The sequence below is a fragment of the Pedobacter sp. WC2423 genome (assembly GCF_040822065.1).
GTDB lineage: Bacteria > Bacteroidota > Bacteroidia > Sphingobacteriales > Sphingobacteriaceae > Pedobacter.
Window position 1 is genome coordinate 5,320,220 of sequence record NZ_CP162005.1, and the last position, 25,052, is coordinate 5,345,271.

General features: G+C 39.8%; 21 protein-coding genes. 8 read left to right on the forward strand and 13 right to left on the reverse strand.

Features of this window, described 5'->3' with window-relative positions; all coding sequences use genetic code 11:
• Positions 1–23: 23 nt before the first annotated feature.
• Complete coding sequence (locus AB3G38_RS22360; protein ID WP_367865917.1) at positions 24–509, reverse strand: dihydrofolate reductase; 486 nt, start codon at positions 507–509, stop codon at positions 24–26.
• Entirely contained in the window at positions 506–1,300 is a 795-nt protein-coding gene (locus AB3G38_RS22365) for a thymidylate synthase (RefSeq protein ID WP_367865918.1), read from the reverse strand. Before AB3G38_RS22365 ends, AB3G38_RS22360 begins: the two co-directional genes overlap by 4 nt.
• Positions 1,301–1,425: 125 nt before the next feature.
• Here AB3G38_RS22365 and ispE point away from each other — a divergent pair, with 125 nt between their 5' ends.
• Genes ispE through AB3G38_RS22380 form a run of 3 tightly spaced genes read left to right on the forward strand, consistent with a single transcriptional unit; the run spans position 1,426 to position 3,824 of the window.
• Positions 1,426–2,229, forward strand: a complete 804-nt coding sequence (gene ispE, locus AB3G38_RS22370) for a 4-(cytidine 5'-diphospho)-2-C-methyl-D-erythritol kinase (protein WP_367865919.1) — start codon at positions 1,426–1,428, stop codon at positions 2,227–2,229.
• A 7-nt stretch (positions 2,230–2,236) separates the two neighbouring features.
• Complete coding sequence (locus AB3G38_RS22375) at positions 2,237–2,653, forward strand: OsmC family protein (RefSeq protein WP_367865920.1); 417 nt, start codon at positions 2,237–2,239, stop codon at positions 2,651–2,653.
• Positions 2,654–2,657: 4 nt separating this feature from the next.
• Positions 2,658–3,824 (forward strand): PLP-dependent aspartate aminotransferase family protein, encoded by a 1,167-nt coding sequence (locus AB3G38_RS22380; RefSeq protein WP_367865921.1) that lies wholly within the window; start codon positions 2,658–2,660, stop codon positions 3,822–3,824.
• A 61-nt stretch (positions 3,825–3,885) separates the two neighbouring features.
• On the opposite strand, the gene AB3G38_RS22385 is transcribed toward AB3G38_RS22380, so the two are convergent.
• The gene (locus AB3G38_RS22385) at positions 3,886–6,519 is read right to left on the reverse strand and encodes an SEL1-like repeat protein (RefSeq protein WP_367865922.1); all 2,634 of its coding nucleotides are present in this window, start codon (positions 6,517–6,519) and stop codon (positions 3,886–3,888) included.
• 37 nt (positions 6,520–6,556) lie between these two features.
• Here AB3G38_RS22385 and AB3G38_RS22390 point away from each other — a divergent pair, with 37 nt between their 5' ends.
• Entirely contained in the window at positions 6,557–7,516 is a 960-nt protein-coding gene (locus AB3G38_RS22390; protein ID WP_367865923.1) for an MBL fold metallo-hydrolase, read from the forward strand.
• Between the two features lie 6 nt (positions 7,517–7,522).
• Here the strand turns inward: AB3G38_RS22390 and AB3G38_RS22395 are convergent, their stop codons facing one another.
• The 5 genes from AB3G38_RS22395 to tgt form a co-directional block, all read right to left on the reverse strand.
• The gene (locus AB3G38_RS22395) at positions 7,523–7,810 is read right to left on the reverse strand and encodes a LapA family protein (protein ID WP_367865924.1); all 288 of its coding nucleotides are present in this window, start codon (positions 7,808–7,810) and stop codon (positions 7,523–7,525) included.
• 4 nt (positions 7,811–7,814) lie between these two features.
• Positions 7,815–10,625, reverse strand: coding sequence for a TolB family protein (locus tag AB3G38_RS22400; RefSeq protein WP_367865925.1), 2,811 nt, complete (start codon positions 10,623–10,625; stop codon positions 7,815–7,817).
• 135 nt (positions 10,626–10,760) lie between these two features.
• Entirely contained in the window at positions 10,761–11,654 is an 894-nt protein-coding gene (locus AB3G38_RS22405; RefSeq protein ID WP_367865926.1) for a DMT family transporter, read from the reverse strand.
• Positions 11,654–12,757 (reverse strand): LptF/LptG family permease, encoded by a 1,104-nt coding sequence (locus AB3G38_RS22410; protein ID WP_367865927.1) that lies wholly within the window; start codon positions 12,755–12,757, stop codon positions 11,654–11,656. Before AB3G38_RS22410 ends, AB3G38_RS22405 begins: the two co-directional genes overlap by 1 nt.
• Positions 12,758–13,888 carry a tRNA guanosine(34) transglycosylase Tgt gene (gene tgt / locus AB3G38_RS22415; protein ID WP_367865928.1) on the reverse strand — a complete coding sequence of 377 codons (1,131 nt, stop codon included), beginning with the start codon at positions 13,886–13,888 and terminating at the stop codon, positions 12,758–12,760.
• Positions 13,889–13,924: 36 nt separating this feature from the next.
• On the opposite strand from tgt, the gene AB3G38_RS22420 reads away from it, so the two are divergent.
• From AB3G38_RS22420 to AB3G38_RS22435, 4 genes are all read left to right on the forward strand, one after another.
• Positions 13,925–15,139, forward strand: a complete 1,215-nt coding sequence (locus AB3G38_RS22420) for a glycosyltransferase (protein ID WP_367865929.1) — start codon at positions 13,925–13,927, stop codon at positions 15,137–15,139.
• On the forward strand, positions 15,130–15,762 hold the full coding sequence (gene rsmG / locus AB3G38_RS22425; RefSeq protein WP_367865930.1) for a 16S rRNA (guanine(527)-N(7))-methyltransferase RsmG: 633 nt from the start codon (positions 15,130–15,132) through the stop codon (positions 15,760–15,762). The genes AB3G38_RS22420 and rsmG overlap by 10 nt, the downstream gene beginning before the upstream one ends.
• A 51-nt stretch (positions 15,763–15,813) precedes the next feature.
• Positions 15,814–16,905: a DNA-processing protein DprA gene (gene dprA, locus AB3G38_RS22430; RefSeq protein WP_367865931.1), complete on the forward strand. Its 1,092-nt coding sequence runs from the start codon at positions 15,814–15,816 to the stop codon at positions 16,903–16,905.
• A 158-nt stretch (positions 16,906–17,063) separates the two neighbouring features.
• Positions 17,064–18,425 carry a pyridoxal-phosphate dependent enzyme gene (locus AB3G38_RS22435; protein WP_183887431.1) on the forward strand — a complete coding sequence of 454 codons (1,362 nt, stop codon included), beginning with the start codon at positions 17,064–17,066 and terminating at the stop codon, positions 18,423–18,425.
• 66 nt (positions 18,426–18,491) lie between these two features.
• Here the strand turns inward: AB3G38_RS22435 and AB3G38_RS22440 are convergent, their stop codons facing one another.
• From AB3G38_RS22440 to AB3G38_RS22460, 5 genes are all read right to left on the reverse strand, one after another.
• On the reverse strand, positions 18,492–20,027 hold the full coding sequence (locus tag AB3G38_RS22440) for a glycosyltransferase family 39 protein (protein ID WP_367865932.1): 1,536 nt from the start codon (positions 20,025–20,027) through the stop codon (positions 18,492–18,494).
• 164 nt (positions 20,028–20,191) lie between these two features.
• Positions 20,192–21,517 carry a UDP-N-acetylglucosamine 1-carboxyvinyltransferase gene (murA, locus tag AB3G38_RS22445; RefSeq protein WP_367865933.1) on the reverse strand — a complete coding sequence of 442 codons (1,326 nt, stop codon included), beginning with the start codon at positions 21,515–21,517 and terminating at the stop codon, positions 20,192–20,194.
• Between the two features lie 35 nt (positions 21,518–21,552).
• Positions 21,553–22,239, reverse strand: coding sequence for a DUF4290 domain-containing protein (locus AB3G38_RS22450; RefSeq protein ID WP_367868781.1), 687 nt, complete (start codon positions 22,237–22,239; stop codon positions 21,553–21,555).
• An 85-nt stretch (positions 22,240–22,324) separates the two neighbouring features.
• Complete coding sequence (locus AB3G38_RS22455; RefSeq protein ID WP_367865934.1) at positions 22,325–24,631, reverse strand: ATP-dependent helicase; 2,307 nt, start codon at positions 24,629–24,631, stop codon at positions 22,325–22,327.
• A gap of 119 nt (positions 24,632–24,750) precedes the next feature.
• Positions 24,751–24,963: a hypothetical protein gene (locus tag AB3G38_RS22460; protein WP_367865935.1), complete on the reverse strand. Its 213-nt coding sequence runs from the start codon at positions 24,961–24,963 to the stop codon at positions 24,751–24,753.
• Positions 24,964–25,052 lie beyond the last annotated feature (89 nt).

Consider the following 25,052-nt stretch of genomic DNA (forward strand, 5'->3'; position numbering starts at 1 on the left):
TAATATTTATTGAGGTTTGGGAACTATTTTCGAACAAGAGTTGAAATTGTATAACCAATGTTGTTTTTTTCGTCCGGCCCGTAGCTGTTGCTGCTTTCCTCTTTCCAGCTATCCGGGTCTATGGCCGGAAAAAATGTATCTGCATCAAAATGGCCTTTAACAACCGTCAGATAAATTTTATCGGTGATATCCATTGCCATTTTATAGATCTGTGCGCCGCCTACAATAAACACTTCTTCGTCAGGGTCGCAAAGCGCAATGGCTGCTTCCAGTGTATGAACCACTTCTGCCCCTGGTATTTCCAGACCGGTTTCGCGGGTAATGACAATGTTGCGGCGATTTGGAAGCGGTTTACCTACAGAATCGAATGTTTTGCGGCCCATGATCACCGTATGGCCGCTGGTGGTAGTCTTAAAGTGTTTCAGATCTCCTGGCAGGTGCCATAACAGTTGATTATTCTTTCCTATTCCATTATTTTCAGCAATGGCAACAATGATAGAGACGATCATACGGCAACAGCTCCTTTAATGTGCGGATGTGGTTCGTAGTTTTTCAGGTTAAAGTCTTCAAATTTGAAACTGAAAATGTCTTTGACTTCCGGATTGATTTCCATGACAGGTAAAGTTTTGGTATCCCTGCTTAATTGCAGTTTTGCCTGTTCCATATGATTATTATATAAGTGTGCATCGCCCAAAGTGTGGATGAACTCACCATATTCAAGATTACATACCTGGGCAACCATCATCGTGAGCAGGGCATAAGAAGCAATATTAAAGGGTACACCTAAAAATATATCTGCACTGCGCTGATAAAGCTGACAGCTTAATTTGCCATCGGCCACATAAAATTGAAAGAGTGCATGACATGGAGGAAGAGCCATCTGGTCAATATCGGCTACATTCCATGCGGAAACAATAATCCTTCTTGAATCCGGATTCGTTTTGAGGGTATGGATGATATTGCTGATCTGATCGATCAGCCTGCCGTCTGGTGTTGGCCATGACCGCCACTGTGAGCCATAAACAGGGCCTAAATTCCCATTTTCATCTGCCCATTCATCCCATATTCTGACGTTATTGTCTTTGAGATATTTGATGTTGGTATCACCTTTTAAAAACCAGATCAGCTCGTGGATGATTGATTTAAGGTGTAATTTTTTTGTGGTCACCATAGGAAAACCTTCCTGAAGGTTAAAACGCATCTGATAGCCAAATGTACTGATGGTCCCTGTTCCCGTCCGGTCGTGTTTCTGTGCCCCATGGTCCAGCACGTATTGCATTAAGTCCAGATATTGTTTCATGTTGGAGGATAATTTCGCTTAAAATACAAAACTAAAACAAATAATGTAAAAAATAGGCGAATATAATAGGGCAGAATATTCCTTCCTTTTGTAAGTTTGCGATCCATACCTTTAAAAACACGCCAATGCTCGCATTTGCAAATGCCAAAATAAATCTCGGCTTAAATGTTATTGAAAAAAGAGCTGACGGATATCATAATCTGGAAACAGTTTTTTATCCGGTAAGGCTATATGATGTAGTAGAAATCACTGATGCTGCGAAGGTTTCCTGCCAGATCAGAGGGATTGATATTCCTGGTGAAATGACTGATAATATCTGTTTGAAAGCGTTTAACCTGATTCAGAAAGATTTTGATATCCCTGCCCAGCAACTCACTTTATTAAAGCATATTCCAGTGGGTGCTGGTCTGGGCGGAGGGTCAGCTGATGCTGCATTTCTGATTAAGTTGTTGAATACTAAGTTTAAATTAGGTCTGACCATAACGGCAATGGAGGATTATGCGAGAATTCTGGGTGCTGATTGTGCTTTCTTTATCAGGAATGAACCTGTGTTTGCTACAGAAAAAGGAGACCGGTTTGCTGCAATAAGTCTGGATCTGTCCGGATATTTCATAGTTTTGGTCAAACCTCCGGTACATGTTTCTACAGCAGCAGCCTTCGGTACATTGCAGCCTGCTTTTCCGGAAACCGGATTGAAGGAACTGATTCAACTTCCTGTAAGTGAATGGAGAAAATCATTGAAAAATGATTTTGAGCATACTGTTTTCTCTAAATATCCTGAAATTGCCCGGATAAAAGAGCAGCTTTATCATGCGGGTGCAAAATTTGCGTTAATGAGTGGCAGTGGTTCAAGTGTATTTGCGATATTTGAGCAGGCAGTCACCTTACCGCAACTGGAAAAAGATAATCAAGTGTTTTATAATATTTAAGCTAGCAATGGAAATCAACTTAATACGTAAGAGCGGTTTATTCAATTTTGAAGCCGAAAATTCGGGAGGAAAAACAGTCGAACTGGATGCAAATCCTAAGATAGGCGGGGAAGGTAAAGGTTTCAGGCCTATGGAAATGTTACTGGTTGGCTTAGGTGGATGCAGCGGGATTGATGTGGTGAATGTACTGACCAAGCAGAAAGAACCACTCAACGATATTAAAATTAAAATAAATGCCACTCGTAAGGAGGAAGAAGTCCCTCCGGTTTTTGAGGTAATTGATATCCATTTTGAGCTTTACGGAAACCTGAATGAACAAAAGGTGGAAAGAGCTTTAGCCCTGACTTTTGATAAGTACTGTTCGGTTTCAAATATTCTGGGCCGTTCAGCGACCATCAACTTTTCATATACTATCCATAATTAATAACATGCAAGAAGATAATTTTGAAACCCTGGCCATCCGTTTGCAAACTGAACGCAGTCAGTATAAAGAACATTCAGTACCCCTTTACTTAACTTCAAGTTATAAGTTTGACGACTCCGAAGAGATGCGCGCCTTGTTTGCGAATGAAAAAGAAGGAAATGTTTATAGCCGTTATGCCAATCCTAATACTTCAGAGCTGATTGAAAAGATGGCAGCGCTGGAGGGTGCTGAAACGGGTTGGGTAACTGCTACAGGTATGGCTGCTATTTTTACCACTTTTGCTACTTTTCTGAGTGCAGGAGATCATATTTTATCAAGCCGTTCTGTTTTCGGTTCTTCTCACCAGCTGTTGAATGGGATTTTTCCTAAATGGAATATTTCCTATACTTATGCTGACCTGGATAAAAAAGAACAATGGGAAAATGGTATTCAGCCAAATACTAAAGTAATTTTTGTGGAAACACCTTCTAATCCCGGAATTGATATTATCGATTTAGAATGGATTGGCCAGCTGGCTAAAAAACATAATATATTACTGATCGTTGATAACTGTTTTGCAACTCCATATTTACAGCAGCCACTAAAATATGGTGCTGATATTTCTATACACTCTGCCACGAAATTTATTGATGGACAGGGACGTACTTTAGGTGGTGTGATTTTGGGCTCTGATAAACTGATCAGACAAATTGAAGGTTTCGCAAGACATAGCGGGCCGGCGATGTCACCATTTAATGCATGGATACTTTCCAAGAGTTTAGAAACACTGGCTGTTCGTATGGACAGACATTGTGAAAGTGCTTTAAAAGTAGCTGAATTTTTAGAAGCACATCCTCAAGTTAAACAGGTCAGGTATCCGTTTTTACCTTCACATCCGCAATATGATATTGCTAAAAAGCAAATGAAGCTGGGTGGTGGTATTGTAACATTAACGATTAATGGTGGTGTAACAGCAGCAGGAAGCTTTATGGATAAACTGAAGATGTTTTCTATTTCAGCGAATCTTGGCGATACCCGTTCTATTGCTACCCATCCGGCAACAAGTACGCATGCGAAACTGACTGAAGAAGAAAGGTTGCAGGTGGGTATTGAACAGGGAACTGTCCGCCTTTCTATCGGGCTGGAACATATCAATGATATTATTGCTGATATTGAGCAGGCATTGAGCTAAACAAAATATTAAATAGTTATCCTTGATTTTTGAAGGATAACTATTTTTTACCCTCTGCACACTACTTTTTGCCTCTGAATATATTGATAAATTTATCCAGAAGGCTTTGTCTGGCTACCGGGATCTCAAATCCTGATGCTTTTACTTTTTCTTTGTATTCTTCTGCTAAAATCTTGTTTTCAAAACCAGGTACATACGTGTAAACCTCATATAAATTCAGGTTGGCTTCTTCATAACCTGATTCTGCTGCTTTTTTATAGCGGTCAATGGCCAGTGGGATATTGACTTTCATTTCTATCCCATCCTGTGCATAAGTACCGAGCTGCCAATGCGCATAACTTTCATTATCGGCAGCTGCCTTCACTAAATAAGGCAATGCTTTAGCGGTGTCGCCAAGATGGTTATATAGCCAGGCTAATTCGACATTCACGTTTTCATCTTCTTTTTCTGCTATCAGATAATACTTTAAAGCCAGTTCGTAATTTTCAGGGGTTCTTGGCAAAACGTCATAGTAATAGGTTGCGAGCTTAAAAGCTGCTGGCTGGTAACCTGCTTCAAAGGCCTGTGTATACCAATAACACATTTGCAACTCGTCCGGCGGAATTCCCATACCAGCCGAATAACAAATACCTGTGTTGTACATTCCCACAACAGAACCTGCTTTTGCTGAGCTCAGAAATAATTGGAAGGATGCTTCTTCGTTTTTATATTCCGGATAAAGGTCATCTGCATCTTCATAGATAAGAGCCAGATCATTCATCGAATACGCATGATTCAGTGTTACGGCCTCCTGAAAAAGTTTGACAGCTTTTGCTATATCCGCTTTTTTTCCTGTTGCCAGCAATGCTTTTGCCAGTTTATAAAGCGAATCTCCCGGAGGAAGATTTTTATTGATGAAGGCTTGAAGCTGAATAGCCTGATCTGCATTGAAATAGTAAAACTCATATGCACTATTGGAATCAATATAATCCTGCAATATTTGCGGGTCGGCATCTGTGATCGTATCTTGATTAATCAAATAGACCTGATTGTCTTTATAAGCATAACAAGAGTCTTCGTGATCATTGCTGCTGATGATAAAATCATAGCTAACAGGTGACCCGGATTTTCCGAATGCATTGATCACACCCCATAAACCATTTTGCTGAACAGCAAGGGTAGTCTGATTCAATACATTGATCTGGTCGTAGCACAGTTCAGTGATTTGCTGATTAAAATTACCCACTGAAAGATAAATTCCATATTTCTTACCTTTCTTGATTTTTAGAAATGTGCAGTATTCATCCTTCGCTTCATCAGGTATTGCCGGATATAAAAGCTGAATTGGTTCGTTTAAAACCAGGTCAAGTTTTTCAATTTTATCATAATCGAAACCAAGAAGCAGTTGCCCTTTATAATCGATTAAGCCTTGTTTTTTCTGCTTTCTAAGGATGAAAATGGTGTAGAGATTCTCTTTTATCTTTTCATAGCCGCTGATCAGCAGTTGTGCCTGATCATTGTATAATAAATTCTCTGTTGTGTTTTCGCTTTTGATAAGTTCATAGAGATAGGATTCCCCTGGGATATTGAAGCTGTTCACCCATTGCGGGCTGCCTTCAGTTAGCCTTATAAAACGGTTAGTATAGATTAATTTTGTCTCTTTATCCGGAACAGGAATCATAAAGGTTGATCCGTAATCGTCGGAGGTTACAGGCTCTTCATGCTCAAAAGGAATGAGGATTGTATTTTTTATATCAACGACTCCCCATTGATCATTTAACCTGGCCGTGAAATAGCGGCCGTCTGAAAGTATATCTGTCAGATCCTGATATTGGAAATCAAGAACAACCAATCCTTTTTTATCAATTAAGCCATATTGGCCTGCTTTGACTACAGCAGCATAATCCTCTTCAAAATCAAAGGCGTCATCAAATTGAAGCTTTATAAATTCCTGACCACTTTTGTTTACATAGCCGAACTTACCGCCTGTGGAGACCACAGCAATATCATCATAGCTAAAATCATAAATGTGCTCATAAACCGGAGCAATTATGATTTTTCCTGCTCCATCTTTTAAACCTTTCAGTCCATTTTCTTCAAAAATCTCAGTATCTGCGGGTGCAGGATGATCAATCATTGCCCATCCATAATCAAATCCTTCGTAATTCAGCAGTTCTTTGAAATTTGTGAAACCCTGGCCCGTGAATCCGGAGGCCAAAGAAAGATTTAACTGCGAGCAATCATCAGTGTCCATCGCATTGGTGAGAATTGCATTGTTATACCTGATGTTTTCCAGCCATTCCTGTGCCTGATCGCCATGGGTTTCGTCGCTCATGTTAAATACATCAGAAGCATTGAGCAGGAAATAAGGCTGATCCAAGCCATCCAGATAATTAAAAAGACGTTCTTTAGCGAGTTGAAAAGCTTCTGTATGAGCAATTAATTCATCCTGATGCTTTTCGATGAAGTTGTAGAATCTTTTGAAGTTTGCTATACCTGCTTCAGCGTGGTAAAAAAGAACAGGGCTATCTTCTGGTTCCTCCGGATTAAAACTAAGATGTACATCAAAGCTCCCGTCTGCAATAATACGGCCGTCACTAACTAATAATGGATGAAGCAGAATAGAAAGTTCATATCCCCATTCCATCATTTCTATGCTTTGCTCATTATAGGCATCTGGTTCGCTGGTGTTATACAGGTATACTCTGTGGGACATAGGTTAAATAATTATTTTTATTTACTTTGGCGAAACTATGAAAATATCAGCTGCTATAGTACTGCTTTCACTAATTTTTATTCAGGCAAATGGACAGTCTATCATCCATCCGCAAGATAAATTAAAAATTGTTACCCCATCTCTGATTGTATTGGGTAATGTGCAGGATGGTGGCTCGCCACATATTGGCTGTATGAAGACGTGTTGTGAAAAATTGTTCATTAATCCAGACCCAACCCGTATGGTTTCCTCTTTGGGGGTCATTGATCCGGAGCATAAATTAACCTGGTTATTTGATGCTACCCCGGATTTTACTTTTCAGTCGAAAGCTTTAAAAAATGCCGCTGAATTTGGTGCTAAAGAAGTTCCTGACGGTATTTTTATCACACATGCACATATGGGTCATTACACAGGTTTAATGTATCTGGGCAGGGAAGCTTTGAACTCCAGACAAGTACCCGTTTATGCTATGCCAAAAATGAAGTATTTTCTGGAACATAACGGGCCGTGGAGCCAACTGATTACCCTGAATAATATCAGCATCAGGCCTGTTCAGAACGGACAGACAAATACGCTGTCTTCGAATATTAAAGTAACGGCTTTTAAAGTCCCGCACCGGGATGAGTTTTCTGAAACAGTTGGTTATCAGATCGAAGGGCCAAATAAAAAAGCATTGTTTATCCCGGATATTGACAAATGGTCCAAATGGGACAAAAATATTGCAGATGAAATCAAGAAGGTAGATTATGCGTTTATTGATGCTACATTTTACGATGCCGCGGAGATGAACAACAGACCAATTGCTGAAATTCCGCACCCTTTAGTGGTGGAGAGTATGGAACTGTTCAAAAATCTGCCGTTACAGGAAAAAGATAAAATTTATTTTATCCATATGAACCATACCAATCCTTTATTGAATCCACAAAGCGGACAAACAAAAACTGTTCTTAAAAACGGATTCCATATTGCACGGTATAACGACGTATTTGAATTGTAAAAAGGCTTAGCTGATATAATCTCTGTCTTCGTCACTCAAAGCGCCTTTTACAGGAGGTGGATTAACGGGAAGGATTTCGTCTTCATTTCTATCATAAGTACTGATGACAGTTCTTGGACGGCCTGCCCAATATCCCAGCAGGAAACCAGCAAATGTGCATATTCCTACAACCAGTAATTTAGAAATGTCCTTTTTAATGAATATAAAGTCGAATTGTACTGCGTCTGTATTCATCATCAGAAAAATAGTGATTAATACGGTGAGAATGATGATCAGGATGGTTTTAGTACGCATGAGCTTAGAAAGTATAGTTAACAATTAATTCAAAAATAGGATGATGATGATATTCTTTGTTTACAAACACAAATCTTGTACCTAAATCAACATTCGGCTGGTAACGCAGCAGATTCATATTGCCATGTAATTCAAATCCATAAGTTTTAGGCTGGGACATATTGCTGTCTGTACCCAGATTCTCATAATGACAGAATATACCGCCCCTCACATTTCTGATATAAGCCAGCGGGCCAATTTCTGCATCAGGATAAAAAAGAGGGAAACGATAATTGAAAAGCAAAGTATTTTTAAGCCTGCTTTTCGCCATGATATTGTTGTAACCATATACTGTATTGATATCGTTATTGTAAGTCCTGATTCCGGTTGCCTCCTGGTAATTGAAATTGGCGAGGAAGGAGTGGTTTTTAGCCAGTCCGGGAAAATAAAGAAAACCTGCTACTGTAAATAAATCTCCGGTTAACTGTTTGTCGAAAGGCTGGCTATAATAAGAAAACCTTAAAATCTGTGCCCATTTTGGGGCGATATCTCTTTCAGCAGTTCTGGTGGTATGGGTAAAGGTGAATCCTGTTTCTAATGGAAACCGGAGTGCGGTGACAAAATTGGCAGGTAAATTCTGCGCATCGTATCTTTGCGTATAGCTTGTTCCTGCATTCACCGAAAAATTATAATTGTGATTTTGTGCACTCAGATTAATGGGAACAACTGCCTGCAGTCTGACATAATTCTCCCGCCAGTCTCCTTGTTTAGTACCTGACCCTGTAGAATAAAAAGTTCTGCGCGGCCGGTTACTGTAAGTCAGGTTGAAAATAGGATATAAACTTTTAAAGCTGGCTCCTGCATTATATTCAAACCTGCCAAGATCGCGCTGATAGTTTACTCCGGCATAAGCATCAAAAGTATTCAATAAGTTGTTTGACCTGAATTGTAAGCCTCCTTTGTATTCATCCTCTATTACCGGGATTAAACTGTGTACATTGATCAGGTGGCCTAACTTGTGGTAAGGTGCGGAAGTAAAACTGCTGTCGGGGATGTGATCAAATACATTGCCTGTATTTTCCTGTTTTTCGGCAGCTGCGCCAAAGAAGACAAAATTGTCCTTGCCGACAGGCTGTTCCTCAATTTTTGTTTGCGCAATTTCATAGCCAAACAGGTTATAGCTATTCAATAAGATACTGTCTGTTCCTTTAATTACCGAAGGATTAAATGCGCCATATTTAGAAGCGCTCAGGGCATTTATTTTTTTAGAATTGACGTTGATACTGTAAATGTTGTTGATTCCATTGTAATGGGCGTTAAAGGCGATGTTTGCACCGATGAATACTGGCCTGCTTAATTGTTGCGGAGTTTCACTGATCAGTTGAGTAGTTTTGCCGTCAGCATCCACTGTCCAGAGTGCTTTACCTGCTTCTTTGACACTGATATAAGTAATTACAGAGCCGTCATTGTTGAAAGATGGGGTTTGGATTAACAGGTTTTCAGGATTCTTATATGTCCGGAGGATCTTACCATTTGCAGCATCCATCACGATTAATTTTACTTTATTGCTCAGGTCAATTTGTACGGCAACGATCTTAGACCCATCCGCAGAAAGGGTAGGAGAGAAGATTCTTGATCTGGAACTTAACTTATTCAGTTTTTTGGTTTGCAGGTTATAAGTACAGATTACGCTGTAACTCCTTTGTTGAAATCTCGGATCGAGCCTGACTTCGTCCCAGACGATCAGATCGTTTGCGTAACTGAACCAAGGTTGCTCCTGCTGACCAATTCCTTGTATTCTTTGCTCTTTTTTATCTTTATCGATCAGCATCAGCGCTGCTGGCATAGCTTTACTTTGTTTAAGGACCAGGATTTTTCCGTCAGGCATTTTCACCGGAAGGAAATAGTCTGTTGCATATTTTGCTTCCCGGTTCAATACCGCATAATCTTTAACAGGACTAAGCCGGGCTTGCTTTTCCCAGTCTGCTTTGACTTTTGCCGAAGTATATTCGTACCATTGCTTACCGTTTTTGCCACTGAATTTTTTAAGACTTTTGGCAAATGGATAAATGCGCACCGGACGATCTTTAATATCAGTTAATACGCTGTCGAAAACAAACTTTCCGGCAGCTTGTCTGATTTGAGAAGCCATCAGGTAACCGGTCTGATAATAACCTGGTGTCACATCTTTTTGAGAACCGAAATTTGCTTTACTGTAAGAGAGGTTTTTTCCTTGCAGCAGCGCAGTCCGGTAAGGCATAATCCAGTTGGGCTGTCTGCCGCGTCCCACATCGGTCAGAGAAGTTTCATTGGAAACTGCATCTCCTTCAAAGAACCATAAAGGGATACTTACCCCCATCCATGCGAAGTAAACTTCTTCGGGAAATGGATAAGGCCTGCCACTAGTCAGCTTATCGAACTGAGCAGCGTGACGCAATTCATGGACGGCCAGGTTATTCAACCAGTCCTGACTATCAAATTGCTGGGGAGGGGTAGTGTTGAATTCTGACTTTTTAGGGCCAAGCTGAACGAAGCCATTTGCAATTACACCCTGATTTTGAAATACAATCGGAATGGTGGTTTTCCTGACATTCAGGCTGCGGCCAACTTTAGGAAAGATGTAGCGGATATTATTGGCCATCCGCTGTGCTTCAGTTTCCATTTCTACCGGGTAAATGATTTGGAATCCTGAGGTATTGATTTGTCTCCAGTTTACACCAAAAGGGTTCTGCTGTCCGCCAAAAATCTGAGCGGTGGCTTTATCTGTGATAAAAATTGAGATGAGTAGTATTAAGGCAGTGATTATAAATTTATTATTCTTTGTTTTATAGTGCATTATGTTGTTGTACTAAAAGAATTGTTTTTTTGAATGGATGTTTTTCCTTGTGCTGAAGATACAGTTATTCCGCACAAATTATCAACAAATTTATATGCTAAATTTAAATGGAAATTTGGTTACCCTGGAAGATAATTAACTTTTACTCTGGCGTTTCTTATAGATTGGATATAAGAATACAGCGCCTAAAATCAGGGCAGAACCCATATAAAATCCGGCAGACATCGTCTCTTTGTGGCCAAAGAAAAGGAAGGCTAAAATAATCCCGTAAACAGGTTCCATATTACTGATCAGTGCAACGCGGAAAGCAGACAGTGTGCGCATCACAGAGACCCCGGCAATGTAAGCAAGCGCGGTACAGACCGTTCCTAGTATCATCAGGTAAATCCAGTCGGATACGCTCAGGTTGAAACTTTCATTCAGCAGGCTATGGTCAAATAAACGGTAAATGGTAATCCAGAAAAAAGCACCGGAAAGCTCATAAAAGCTAATTACTTTGGCATCGCTTTTTTGTGCAAAGTTAGAATTGATGATAGAGAACAAGCTGGAAGCTACTGCTGCAGAAAGACCGAAAATGATGCCCGCTGTATAATTGGATTCGAAATGAAAGATCAGATAAATCCCAAAAATGATCACTATTCCAATAAAGATATCGCTGAGCTGAATCGCGGTCCTTTTAATGACAGGTTCAAGGATCGCGGTAAACAAGGTGAAAGAGGAGAGGCATACCAGCGTTACGGATACTGTTGATACTTTGATGGCCTGAAAGAAAAGAATCCAGTGAAGGGCTACAATACTGCCAGTAAAAAAGAACTGCAGAAACTCTTTTTTTGTTACCCTGATACTGAATTTTGTAGCTTTAAAATAGATCAGTAAAGTGATGCTGGCAATTAATACCCTGTACCAGACCATTTCAACTGAACCAATAGAGATCAGCGCACCCAGAATTCCGGTGAATCCCCAGATAAAAACAGTAGCATGAAGAATCAGCAGGTTTCTGTTGATTTCCGAAGGAGAGAGCGGTTTCATTATTTAGGTGCTTTTTTTAACAGATAAAGACCCAGTAATCCGAAGAATATAGTGGGGATCAGAACAGCCAGCAGGGGTGGGATTCCGCCTTTGAGCGAGAACATCTTCGCAAACTGGTTCATCACAATGTAAAGGAAACTCAGAATAATCCCTATGCCTAAAGGCAGGCCAACACCTCCTCTTACCTTACGGGAAGAAAGCGCGACTCCAATCAGGGTTAATACAAATGCCGAAAGCGGTTGTAACCAACGTTTATATTGTTCGAAAAGTAAATCATTTTCTATACCTGTACCCCTGGTTTTTTCCTTTTTGATCTTATCAGAAAGCTCCTTATTGGTTAAGATCTCATAAATGTTATCATAGGCAGAGAAATCATCCGGACGCATATCCAGAATAGTATCTTTAGGCTTATCAACGCTCTTAAACATATTTTCTTTCAGCCCGTTGATTGTTCTGATCGAATAGTTGGTTAATTTCCAGCTGCGTTTTAGTGAATCCCATTTAATCTGATCTGCAATTACCTTTTTAGTCAGTACATCACCTTTGAAATTATCCAGCATAAAACGGTAACCCGTTTTGGTTTTATTCTCAAAACTCTCCATATAGATATAGGTATTGTTATCTAATTTCATGTGAATCTGGAGCTTACTGGTTGGGTCATTTTTTTTTACATAGGTGTTTTCAAACGTATTCTTGAGCTGATTGGTATAGGGGAGAACATATAAATTGGAACCCAGATTGGCTGCAAATATGATAAATGCGGAAATGAAATAGGGTTGTAAAAAACGATTGAAACTTACACCTCCGCTTAAAATCGGGACAATCTCAGTCTGATCGGCCATTTTTGCGGTAAAGAAAATTACGGCAATGAAGTTGATCAGCGGAGAAAGCATGTTTACGTAAAAAGGAATAGAACCTGCGTAATATTGGGAAAGAACCTGCCAGGCAGACAACTTACTTCTTAAGAAGTCGTCCATTTTTTCTGATAAATCAAAAATTACGATAATGACCACGAAAATACTCAGGGTATAAATGAATGTACCCAGGTATTTCCCGATAATATAACGGTCAATAATTTTAAATCTGCCCTTGAGGATATTCATTTATAATTTATTCCCTAATATAGTCACCATTTTGTTTTTCCAGGCGTAAAACTCGCCGCTGATGATCTTTTCTCTGGCTTCTTTAACTAACCAAAGGTAGAAATGGAGGTTATGCAAAGTTGCAATTTGCGCACCTAACATTTCTTTCGAATGCATCAGGTGCCTCAGATATGCTTTTGAATAAACCTGGTCAGCGTATAAATCACTTTCTGCATCGATAGGAGAAAAATCATCAGCCCATTTTTTATTGCCAATGTTAATGATCCCGTTTCTGGTGAAAAGCATTCCGTTCCTCGCATTTCTGGTCGGCATTACACAGTCGAACATATCTATTCCTAACGCTATATTTTCTAAAATATTGATCGGAGTACCCACACCCATTAAATAACGTGGTTTATCGGCAGGTAAAATGTCGCAGACTACTTCGGTCATGCCGTACATTTCTTCTGCTGGCTCTCCTACCGAAAGGCCGCCAATCGCATTTCCTTCACGCCCCATGGAAGCAATAAATTCTGCAGATTTCTTTCTCAGGTCTTTGTAAACAGATCCCTGAACTATAGGGAATAAGGTTTGATCGAAGCCATATTTAGGCTCAGTGGTATCAAAACGTGCGCAGCAACGTTTTAACCAGCGGTGAGTCATGTTAATTGAATTCGCTGCATATTTATAATCACATGGATAAGGCGTACATTCATCGAAAGCCATAATAATATCAGCACCGATAGTCCGTTGAATATCCATTGCATATTCAGGAGTGAAAAGGTGTTTTGAACCGTCAATATGTGAACGGAAAGTAACTCCTTCTTCTTTGATTTTGTTGACTTTACTTAAAGAATAGACCTGGTAGCCTCCGCTATCTGTTAAAATCGGGCGGTCCCAGCCTATAAATTTATGCAATCCACCTGCACCTTCCAGCACGTCAAGTCCTGGCCGCAAGTATAAATGATAAGTATTTCCTAAAATAATCTGTGCATCAATATCATTTTTAAGCTCGCGCTGATGAACGGCTTTTACCGTTCCTGCGGTGCCCACGGGCATAAAAATCGGTGTTTGGATATCTCCATGAGCAGTAGTAACTGTTCCTGCCCTTGCTTTTGACTGAGGGTCGTTTGCCTGTAAGGTAAATTTCATAAATGTGTGTACGCTTCAAAAAATCTCGGCAAAAGTATGAAAAAACACCCGGTTCTCGATTTTTTTATCAATATATGGCTGCATTACAGATTAAAAATCAGAAATTTGGCGCTTGTCAAAAAAACCATTGTGGAATTAACCTTACTAGAGAGTTGCCTGCTGGGTGCCCTCGTTTTTTGTTTTGCCGTTCAGCTGTATTTTAGTTTATTTATACATTTAAAACTGGCCCTTGTTAAAGTAGAAGAGTTGCCAGCACAGGCTGCCAGGCCATTGAGCGTAATTATTTGCGCGCGGAATGAGGCAGAAAACCTGACGCAGTATTTACCTGCAGTTTTACAGCAGGACTATCCTGATTTTGAGGTTATTGTAGTGAATGATCGTTCCTGGGATCAAACCCGCGAAGTATTGAAAGGCTTTGTTGCACAATATAAACACCTGAAAGTAGTGACAGTTGCTGAAGGAGAAAAGTTTATTGCCGGTAAAAAATTCGCGGTAACCATGGGAATTAAGGCCGCTGCTCATGAGTGGCTGGTTTTTACAGATGCAGATTGTGTACCTGCTTCAGAGCACTGGTTATCAGGAATGCAGCAGCCGGAAAATGACGAGACGGCAATTGTACTTGGATACTCTCCTTATATCCGTAAACGTGGTTTATTGAACAGTCTGATCCGTTTTGAGACCTTTTTTACTGCTGTCAATTACCTGGCTTTTGCTATTCAGGGCATGCCTTATATGGGCGTTGGCAGAAACATGGCCTATAAAAAGTCTCTGTTTTTTAAGAATAAAGGCTTTGCAGCACATATGCACATTCCATCAGGGGATGATGACTTATTCGTGAATGCACATGCTACGGCCCGCAATACAGAAATTCGTTTAAACCGCAGCACACAGGTGTGGTCTGTGCCAAATACGAGTTTCTCAGCTTACCTCAGACAGAAGAAAAGACATTTTGGTGCCGGTAAATTCTACAAAGCCAGACATAAATTTATTTTATCTGTACAGATTATATTTCAGTTTCTGTTCTATGCGCTGTTTGTCGCATTATTGTTTTTTAAACCTGCTAATTACCTGGCTGGTGGTGTTTTTGCACTGAGCCTGATCATTAGAAGTTTTATTTATCCCCGTTTGCTCAAACGCCTCAATTACCCTGATTTGAGATGGTGGTTTCCTGTTTTGGATATTCTGCTTTTCATTTTTCTGGTGTTTAATGGCATTCTGTCTATATTTGTTAAAAAAGTAAAGTGGAAATAACCTCAGCCCTCGTACAAAAGTATTTTAAAGATCTCAGTGCAGATCAGATCGGAAAGTTTGATCAGTTGTTTGAATTATATAGTTTCTGGAATGCGCAGATCAATGTGATCTCCAGGAAGGATATTGAAGAATTATATGAGCGTCATATCCTGCATTCTTTAGGAATCGCTAAATTCTGTACATTCAAACCAGGGGAAAAAGTCCTTGATGTGGGTACTGGAGGCGGTTTTCCGGGTATTCCTTTAGCAATATTATTTCCTGAAACAGAGTTTCACCTGGTAGATTCTATTGGTAAAAAGATTAAGGTGGTTACTGAAGTTGCTGCTGCACTGGGCTTGAAAAATGTAAAAGCATCTCATTTAAGAGCAGAGCAGGTGGACGATAAATATGATTTCGTGGTATCCCGCGCAGTTACCCGTCTGATAGATTTTTATCCATGGATTAAAGATAAATTCAATAAAAACTCTAAAAATGCAATTGCCAACGGTATTTTGTATTTAAAAGGAGGGGAATTGGAAGAAGAAATTAAAGAATCAAGACTTAAAGCTGAATTATATCCATTAGCTGCCTATTTTGAAGAAGATTTCTTCGAGACTAAATTTGTGGTTTATATCCCTTGTTAATTAAGGGATAATAAATTACCAGTATCAGTAGGCTAAGTATTAATTTAGCCGATGAGTTTAACTTGTCAAATCGCACTGACCCTGCTTAAAGCTATAGGGCCGGTAACCGCAAAACACCTGCTGTCCCATTTTGGAACTCCTGAAGCTATATTTGCTGCCACCAGGGCACAATTAGCAGAGGTGGAAGGTTTAAACGTTTCAAAAATTACTGCTATTCTTCAGTCTGATGCGCTTAAACTGGCTGCTGAGCATGCAGACTTACTGCAAGAACATCAGGTTAAAGTCCTTTTTTACACAGATGAAAATTATCCGCAACGACTAAAGGAATGTGCTGACGCGCCGGTACTTTTATATTATAAGGGCACGGCTGATTTGAATCATCCCAGGATTGTCAGCATTGTAGGTTCCAGAAGGGCTACTCCCTATGGGAAAATGCTCTGTCAGCAGCTGGTTGCTTTGTTACAACATTATGATGTGCTGGTTGTGAGTGGACTGGCCTATGGAATTGATGTCTCGGCACACCAGCAAAGCTTAACTTATGGTATTCCAACTGTGGGGGTACTGGGGCACGGGCTGGACCGTATTTATCCTGCTGCGCATCATCAAATTGCAAAAAAGATGCTTGAACAGGGTGGTTTGCTTTCTGAATTTCTGCTGAATTCGACTCCTGAAAAGGGGAATTTTCCAAAGCGGAACCGGATTATTGCCGGACTGGCTGATGTAGTGGTTGTCATAGAGGCGGCAATTAAAGGAGGGGCTTTGATTACTGCCGGAATTGCGAATTCTTATCACAGAGAAGTTTATGCTTTTCCTGGCCGCACGACAGATGAATATAGTGAGGGTTGTAATTTTCTGATTAAAACGAACCGTGCAGGAATGATTAACGAGGCTAAAGATCTGGTTTATTACATGGGCTGGGAAGCTGCAGAGACGGTCAGCCCTGTTCTGCAGGAGAATTTACCTTGCGGGCTTTCCGGGATAGAGCACGTGCTGATTAATCTCCTTAAAACGGCTCCGCAAAGTATAGATGAACTTGGACTAAAAGCTGATATCCAACAGGGTAAGCTTGCACTTCATTTGCTCAATCTGGAGATGAAAGGTGTCCTGATTTCGCTTCCCGGAAAGATATATCAGCTGATTTAGCACCCGGTTGTAGCCTGTTTTGCCATATAAAAGCTAAGTGAAGATGGGGTTCCTGGAGTCAATTCAGAATATAATTTCATTAAATTGAATTATACAAAATATGATTACGAATATTTAATAGAAATAAAATTCTAGGAATCAAGTCGTACTTTTGTAACATGTGGTATAATAATATATTAGAAACTATTGGCAATACACCATTGGTGCGATTGAATAACGTTACGAAAGAAATTCAGGCGACTGTACTGGCTAAGGTGGAAACTACCAATCCAGGTAACTCTATTAAAGACCGTATGGCTTTAAAGATGATAGAAGACGCAGAAAAAAGCGGTAAGCTTAAACCTGGTGGAACCATCATTGAAGGAACTTCCGGAAATACCGGGATGGGCCTTGCTATGGCTGCTATTATTAAAGGATATAAATGTATTTTCACAACCACAGATAAGCAATCTAAGGAAAAAGTGGATGCTTTACGTGCTTTTGGTGCAGAAGTAATCGTATGTCCTACTAACGTAGAGCCTGAAGATCCACGTTCTTATTACTCTGTTTCTTCACGCCTGGAGCGTGAGGTACCAAATTCATGGAAACCTAATCAATATGATAACCTGGCTAACACTGAAGCGCATTATGAGCAGACAGGGCCAGAGATCTGGGCACAAACTGAAGGTAAAATTACACACCTGGTGGTAGGTGTAGGTACAGGCGGGACAATATCAGGTACCGGAAAATATTTGAAAGAACAGAATCCTGATATCAAAGTATGGGGAATTGATACTTATGGATCAGTTTTCAAAAAATACAAAGAGACCGGTATTTTAGATAAAAATGAGATCTACCCTTATATCACTGAGGGCATCGGAGAAGATTTTCTTCCTAAAAACGTGAACTTTGATATTATTGATCTTTTTGAAAAAGTAACGGATAAGGATGCGGCATTAATGACGCGTGATATTGCCCGTAAAGAAGGAATATTTGTAGGTAACTCTGCTGGTTCAGCAATTGCCGGACTTTTACAGTTAAAAGATAAATTAAAGCCTGAAGATGTTGTTGTGGTGATTTTTCATGATCACGGTAGCCGTTATATGGGTAAGATGTATAATGAAGACTGGTTAAGAGAACGCGGTTTCCTTACAGACGAAAAGTTAACAGCTAAATCTATTCTGGCCAAAAAAGAGCAATCTGAGATTGTAACTATTGATTGTGAAAAAACGATTGTAGAAGCTATCAATACGATGAATATGCTGAATATTTCTCAGATCCCGGTTACGCAGCAGGGAATGGTCGTTGGTAAATTAGCTGAAGGGGATATCCTGAAAGCATTATTAGAAAATCCTTCGTTGAAATCTGCCCCGGTAAAAGAGATTATGTCTGCTACTTTCCCTTTTGTAGATATGAACACTTCAATTGATAAGATTTCTTCATTAATCAATAAAGAGAACAGTGCAGTACTTGTTGAAGATGAAAACGGTAATTTTGAAATTATTACGCAGTATGATATTATCAATGCAATCTCTGCATAAGATATAGTATTCAATGTTTTATAAAAATAGCTTGCAGGATATCCGGCAAGCTATTTTTATATCCTGTCATTGTCTTTTCTCTTTCAATGCAGACTGATAAACCGGGTTAATATCGACCTTTGCCCCTGTAAGCAGCCATATTTTTGTTTCGTATTCTCTGGATAATTTATTGGTGACTGTCCCAATCAGTTCAGCCTTAGCGTAGGCTGGTTTAATTTTTTCTACCTGTCCTTTATCATCTACATAGATAATACATTGATAAGGAATACGCTCAGGTGCCCAAAGGGTAAAACTACTGCTTAAGGATACCACTGGCGGGAGCTTGTACTTTTTGCCGAGATGGTCAATTGCACCGGCTTCTCCATAATTTTCGACAAAGATTGTAGTCGAGTTGCGTTGATTTTCAGGAATCATAGCATAGGCTTTAGCTGTGATTGCAGTCATTTCTTCCCAACCGAACATATCTCCGTAATCTTGTGTGGTCTGGTGTTTCTTTCCGTCTTCCCAATAAAGGAAATCATCCATGTGCAGGGATTTGAAATAGACTACAGCCCGGTCAATGGGTAAGATAGGAATAAACATAGGCATGAAAACCGCATTTGGTAAGAGCACCAGAAAAGCAATCACATATTTTAGTGAAGTATTTGTGCGCTGGGTTACAAGCTCAATACCATAAGCACTTAAAGCAAACAATACGGGGTATACGCCGAAAGCATAATAAGGTTTTCCTTTGAAATAAATCAGCAGCGCCAAAAGAAGGAAATAACTGAAACCCATCCACCTGAGGTTTGCCATTTTTTTATGAAAGAGCAGTAAAAGCAGGCCCGGTATCCATAGCAGCACTGCAGTTCCATTAGAGATCAGCTGTGCTTTAATAAATCCTATGGCTGTATTGTGAACCAACTGAGTTGCTGTAAGCTCTTTCATGTGGGTAAGTACAGGCCAGTGGTGCAGGTATTGCCAGATAATATTCGGCAAGAAAATCAGTAATGCAATGAATACAGCCATATAAAGCTGCTTTTTGACTAGTAATTTTCGTTGTGCTGTGAGTAACAGGCCGGCAATGATTGCAATAATCACAAACAGGATTGCATATTTTGTTAATAGACCAAGGCCGATAACAGGGCCAAGGAAGAGTAAATATTTGCTTTGCCGGGTAAAGGTGTATTTAATCAGCAAAAAGTAGGTGAGCACCCACCAGAACTGATCAAATACTACGGGCTGTAACAGGTACCCTGAAGCCAGAAATGCGGGAGACAAACAAAGTGCAAGACCGTTGATGGTGATGGCAAAATTTCTGCCGCCAATTTCTTTAACGATGAAACCTGCAGTCAGTATAGTTAAGGCAGCGAAAGTAGCGGGGATTATCCTGATTGCAAAAGCGCTGTCACCAAAAAAGGTAATGGAAAATTTAGCTATCCACGCTATAAAGGGGGGGACTTCCATATAACCTGCCGCGGGATGGTTACCAAGAGCGATATGTAAAAATTCATCCCGGCCAATACCATAGTTATTTAAGCCAATCAGATGAAGTGTAAGACTGATCAGGGCAAACAGGTAAATAAGGAGTGTCGTGGTTTGAGGTGTAGAATTGAAACGCATCTGGTCTTTATCTTTTGTAATAAGACACCGGGGTGTTAATGAAGTTACATTTTATTTTATAATAGTGATTATTTCTCTGTATATGGATTAATTGGATCGATGGGGAGTTATGGTAAAAAAAAAAGCCAGGATCAAATCCTGGCTTTACTGTAATTTTAAATGAACTAGTGTGATGGAGAATTCGCATCAACACGTTTAATCTGTGCACCTAATGCACGTAAACGTGTGTCAATATCCTGGTAACCACGCTCAATTTGTTCTATATTGTAGATCGTTGAAGTGCCTTCTGCAGATAAAGCTGCAATTAATAAGGATACTCCGGCTCTGATATCAGGAGAAGTCATGCTGATACCTCTTAATTTATATTGTTTGTTGATTCCGTTTACAGTAGCTCTGTGCGGGTCACATAAAATGATCTGAGCACCCATTTCAATCAGTTTATCTACGAAGAATAAACGGCTTTCGAACATTTTCTGGTGAATCAGGACTGAACCTTTTGCCTGAGTTGCAATCACTAATACAATACTCAGCAAGTCAGGAGTGAAGCCTGGCCATGGTGAATCTGCAATAGTCAGGATAGATCCGTCGATAAAAGTATCAATAATATAATGCTTTTGAGAAGGGATGTAAATATCATCACCCCTGCGTTCAAAATTGATCCCTAACTTTCTGAATACATCAGGTATAACACCCAATTCATCATAACATACATTTTTGATCGTGATCTCTGATTCTGTCATGGCTGCAAGGCCGATGAAAGATCCGATCTCAATCATATCAGGTAACATTCTGTGTTCAGTACCACCTAGTTTTGTCACCCCTTCGATAGTCAGCAGGTTAGAACCAATTCCGGATATCCTGGCCCCCATGCGGTTAAGCATTTTACATAACTGCTGTAAATAAGGCTCACAGGCAGCGTTATAGATCGTTGTAGTTCCTTTAGCCAGTACTGCAGCCATTACTATATTCGCTGTACCAGTTACAGAGGCTTCATCTAAAAGGATATAAGCACCTTTAAGGTTTGTTGCATCTACATTAAAGAACGATTCTTTAGCGTTATAAACAAATTTGGCACCTAATTTTTCAAATCCAAGAAAGTGAGTGTCCAGTCTTCTGCGTCCAATTTTATCACCACCTGGTTTAGGGATGGCTGCTTGTCCGAAACGTGCAAGAAGCGGGCCTACGATCATGATTGAACCTCTTAAACTTCCACCTTTAGCTTTAAAAGTAGCTGATTTAAAGAATTCAAGATCGATGTTTTTGGCTTCAAATGTGTAAGTGTCTTTTGATAAACGGTTTACTTTAACGCCCAGATCACCCAGAAGTTCAATCAGTTTATTTACATCTTTGATGTCAGGGATATTACTTACAGTGATTTTCTCTTCTGTTAGTAAAACGGCAGATATAATCTGCAACGCTTCATTTTTAGCCCCCTGCGGATGGATTTCACCTTTTAACTTCTTCCCACCTATAATTTCAAATGCGTTCATGTGCTATTAACCTATATTTATTTAAATCTGCTCGTTTAATGTCTTTGTTTTGGATTGGGATTGCTGCTGCGCGGGCGGTTATTATTGTTATTGTTTTGCCTTCCCTTATTATTATTGTTGTTATTGTTGCGCCCGCGGTTGGTATTGGTAGAAGTTCTGTTTACCGGAGGTCTGAATTCTACCTTATTCAGGTTGATATTTTCTTCCAGCTGCAGTAAACCGCCTGATAACTCACTCAGGTTCTTTAGAATAGTCTCATCGGCCACACTGTCTTTATTCCAGGTGACATAAGCCATTTTCATAAAGTTGGCGATACCCTGTACCAATGCTGCCCGGCGTTCAGGTTCTTCTACTGCGATGGCTCTTTCGATCATCACCTCAACAGTTTTGCCGTAATGCTTGTATTTGATCCTTTGCTGCGGATAACCGATATGCGAAGGTTTAACCAATGCCATTTCAGGAGTTGGTTTTGGGTAGGGACTATCTACATCGATTTTATAACCGGAGATAATGTGTAAATGGTCCCATAATTTATGCTTGAAATCGGCAACATCCCTTAGATGAGGGTTTAAAAAACCCATCAGATCTATCACTGCCTGAGCATATTTATTGCGTTCTTCCAGATCCGGCAGCTCGCAAATGTACTTCACCATGTTCTGTACATTACGTCCGTATTCTGCAAGAATTAACTCGTTTCTTGTGGTATTGTAATCGAAATTCATTCTATTTATTTCTTGTGGTATTCGCTGAAGGAGGATTATAAGGGCCATGGCCCTGTTTTATTGTAATAAGGTTTAAAGATAAAGCTTATTTTACAATCCGCAATTTAGCAAATTTTAATAACAATTGCTTGTTTCCTAATCCCTGGAAAAATACCGTCGCTTTTACGTCCGGTAAAGTACCTTCCAGATTGATAATTTTACCGAATCCAAACTTCTCATGTTCCACTTCCATACCGTTCTGAAATGCACTGGCTGCATCAGCAGTAAAACCAGGTGTAGGGATGTGCGCAGTAGGCAGAATCGTACTGGTTTTTGGTCTTGCAGGAGCGGTCTGAGTAGCTGAGCCTGAGCTTGCTGGTTTAGGTTTGCTGAAAGAATCTCTTTGCTGTGTCCATGACCTGCGTTCCCCGTCAAAGCTATCAGACGATAAACTTGTTTTGGGTGCTTTAACTACTTCCAGTTCCAGGAACCTTGCACTGATCTCACTGATAAAACGGCTTGGCTCACAATTGGTCAGCGTTCCCCAGCGGTAACGTGAAGTGGCATAAGTCAGGGTCAGTTTCTTCTCTGCACGGGTAATGGCGACATAGAATAAACGGCGTTCTTCTTCCAGATCAGTTCTTGAATTGAGCGACATTTGAGAAGGAAACAGATTCTCTTCCAGCCCTACCACAAAAACGTTCTTGAATTCCAGTCCTTTTGCCGAGTGAATGGTCATCATCGAAACGGTATCTTTTTCTTTATCATCCTGACGGTCATCATTCGTTAACAGCGCAATGTCCTGCATGAAAATAGCAAGGCTTCTGTCTTCAATATCTTCACGTTCAGCAAATTCTTTGATACCATTCAGTAATTCCTGAATGTTTTCGTACCTGCTGCGGCCTTCTACACTGTCATCAGTATGCAGTTCTTTCAGGATACCGGAATGTTGTGCGATATATAATGCAGTTTCATAAGCGTCCAGCTTCTTGGCTTCGGCCTGAAAACTCTGAATCAGTACAGAAAAATCATTCAGCTGGTTCGCAATCCGGCCGGCAATATAAGTTTGCGGCTCGCAGACTACCTGCCACATTGTTATGTTATGCTGATCAGCAGCTACTATAATTTTATCAACTGTAGTATCACCTAATCCTCTTTTTGGATAGTTGATCACTCTTTTGATAGCTTCTTCGTCACTTGGATTGAAAGTAAGACGGAAGTAAGCAATTAAATCTTTAATCTCTTTACGCTGATAGAAAGATAGTCCTCCGAAAATTTTATAAGGGATGTTGAGTTTTCTCAAACCTTCCTCCATTGCTCTTGACTGGGCATTGGTACGGTAAAGAATGGCGAAATCACTATAATTTAAGCCTTTTGATGTTCTGTCCTGAACGATAGCTTCGGCAACTATTTTACCTTCTTCATTATCAGTAAATGCTCTTGATACTTTGATTCTGTCACCAGATTCATTTTCAGAAAATACGTTTTTCTCCAGCTGATTTTTGTTGTTCGCAATGATACTATTGGCGACATCAACAATATTTTGGGTAGAGCGGTAATTCTGCTCTAATTTATAAACTTTTAAATCCGGGTAATCCTTTTCAAAATTCAGGATATTCTGAATATTAGCACCACGGAAACCATAAATACTTTGCGCATCATCACCTACTACACAGATATTCTGATAAGCGGCTGCCAGTTTTTTTACAATGGTATATTGTGAAAAGTTAGTATCCTGGTACTCATCGACCATCAGGTATTTAAACTTCTGCTGATATTTATTCAATACATCAGGATGATCTTTTAACAATACATTGGTTTTGAAAAGTAAATCATCAAAATCCATTGCGCCTGCTTTAAAGCAGCGTTTAGTATAAGTTTCATAGATAGAGCCGATTAAAGGACGTTTATTGCTAATGTCCTCCGCCTGAATTTCGGCACTTTTCATATATTCTATATGGCTGACCAGGTTGTTTTTTGCAGAAGATATCCGGTTATATACGAAGTTCGCATTATATAATTTATCATCTAATTGCATTTCACGCAGAATAGATCTGATCAGACTTTTACTATCATCTGTATCATAGATAGTGAAATTAGAAGGATAACCTATCTTTTCTGCTTCAACACGTAGTATTTTGGCAAAAACAGAGTGGAATGTTCCCATCCATAAGTTTTTTGCTTCTGTACCCACAACTTTTGAGATACGCTCACGCATATCTTTCGAAGCTTTGTTTGTAAAGGTCAATACTAAAATATTAAAAGCATCCACACCTTTTTCAATAAGATGTGCGACTCTGTATGTAATTACCCTTGTTTTACCTGATCCCGCACCAGCGACAATCATTGCCGGTCCTTTAGTATTCTCTACTGCTGCACGTTGCTGAGGGTTTAATCCTGCTAAATAATCCAAATTGAAATACTGTTTTGCGTATGAAAAGATACAAAAATAACAAAACTATACCTCTTATTTCAATCAGGTCATGTTTTATTTTTTATCTTTCGACCAAGCTTATAACAGTATCGTGTGGCTTAATTAGGGGTTCCTGCCTCCCGGTTAATAGGCTCCCATCTTACAATTTCTGACCAGAGATCATACCAGATGTCGTCATTCACTTTGAAAATATCTTCATCGGCAATATATATTCCTTCGTGCCATATACCGTAAAGCTCCTGAAGAACAATTTGGAACCGGATATGTTGCTGGTCTGCTGGTAAACTGTTTTGATCTAGTTTAATTTCCATATGCTATATATTTAATTACTAAACCTATAATTTTTATCTTTTAATAAAAAGTACAGTTCTGTACTTTTTAGCTATGATTTTTTTGCTTC

Coding starts and splice junctions, on each gene's coding strand:
- AB3G38_RS22360 (WP_367865917.1), bottom strand. CDS start 509: ATGATCGTCTCTATCATTGTTGCCATTGCTGAAAATAATGGAATAGGA.
- AB3G38_RS22365 (WP_367865918.1), bottom strand. CDS start 1,300: ATGAAACAATATCTGGACTTAATGCAATACGTGCTGGACCATGGGGCA.
- ispE (WP_367865919.1), top strand. CDS start 1,426: ATGCTCGCATTTGCAAATGCCAAAATAAATCTCGGCTTAAATGTTATT.
- AB3G38_RS22375 (WP_367865920.1), top strand. CDS start 2,237: ATGGAAATCAACTTAATACGTAAGAGCGGTTTATTCAATTTTGAAGCC.
- AB3G38_RS22380 (WP_367865921.1), top strand. CDS start 2,658: ATGCAAGAAGATAATTTTGAAACCCTGGCCATCCGTTTGCAAACTGAA.
- AB3G38_RS22385 (WP_367865922.1), bottom strand. CDS start 6,519: ATGTCCCACAGAGTATACCTGTATAACACCAGCGAACCAGATGCCTAT.
- AB3G38_RS22390 (WP_367865923.1), top strand. CDS start 6,557: ATGAAAATATCAGCTGCTATAGTACTGCTTTCACTAATTTTTATTCAG.
- AB3G38_RS22395 (WP_367865924.1), bottom strand. CDS start 7,810: ATGCGTACTAAAACCATCCTGATCATCATTCTCACCGTATTAATCACT.
- AB3G38_RS22400 (WP_367865925.1), bottom strand. CDS start 10,625: ATGCACTATAAAACAAAGAATAATAAATTTATAATCACTGCCTTAATA.
- AB3G38_RS22405 (WP_367865926.1), bottom strand. CDS start 11,654: ATGAAACCGCTCTCTCCTTCGGAAATCAACAGAAACCTGCTGATTCTT.
- AB3G38_RS22410 (WP_367865927.1), bottom strand. CDS start 12,757: ATGAATATCCTCAAGGGCAGATTTAAAATTATTGACCGTTATATTATC.
- tgt (WP_367865928.1), bottom strand. CDS start 13,888: ATGAAATTTACCTTACAGGCAAACGACCCTCAGTCAAAAGCAAGGGCA.
- AB3G38_RS22420 (WP_367865929.1), top strand. CDS start 13,925: ATGAAAAAACACCCGGTTCTCGATTTTTTTATCAATATATGGCTGCAT.
- dprA (WP_367865931.1), top strand. CDS start 15,814: ATGAGTTTAACTTGTCAAATCGCACTGACCCTGCTTAAAGCTATAGGG.
- AB3G38_RS22435 (WP_183887431.1), top strand. CDS start 17,064: ATGTGGTATAATAATATATTAGAAACTATTGGCAATACACCATTGGTG.
- AB3G38_RS22440 (WP_367865932.1), bottom strand. CDS start 20,027: ATGCGTTTCAATTCTACACCTCAAACCACGACACTCCTTATTTACCTG.
- murA (WP_367865933.1), bottom strand. CDS start 21,517: ATGAACGCATTTGAAATTATAGGTGGGAAGAAGTTAAAAGGTGAAATC.
- AB3G38_RS22450 (WP_367868781.1), bottom strand. CDS start 22,239: ATGAATTTCGATTACAATACCACAAGAAACGAGTTAATTCTTGCAGAA.
- AB3G38_RS22460 (WP_367865935.1), bottom strand. CDS start 24,963: ATGGAAATTAAACTAGATCAAAACAGTTTACCAGCAGACCAGCAACAT.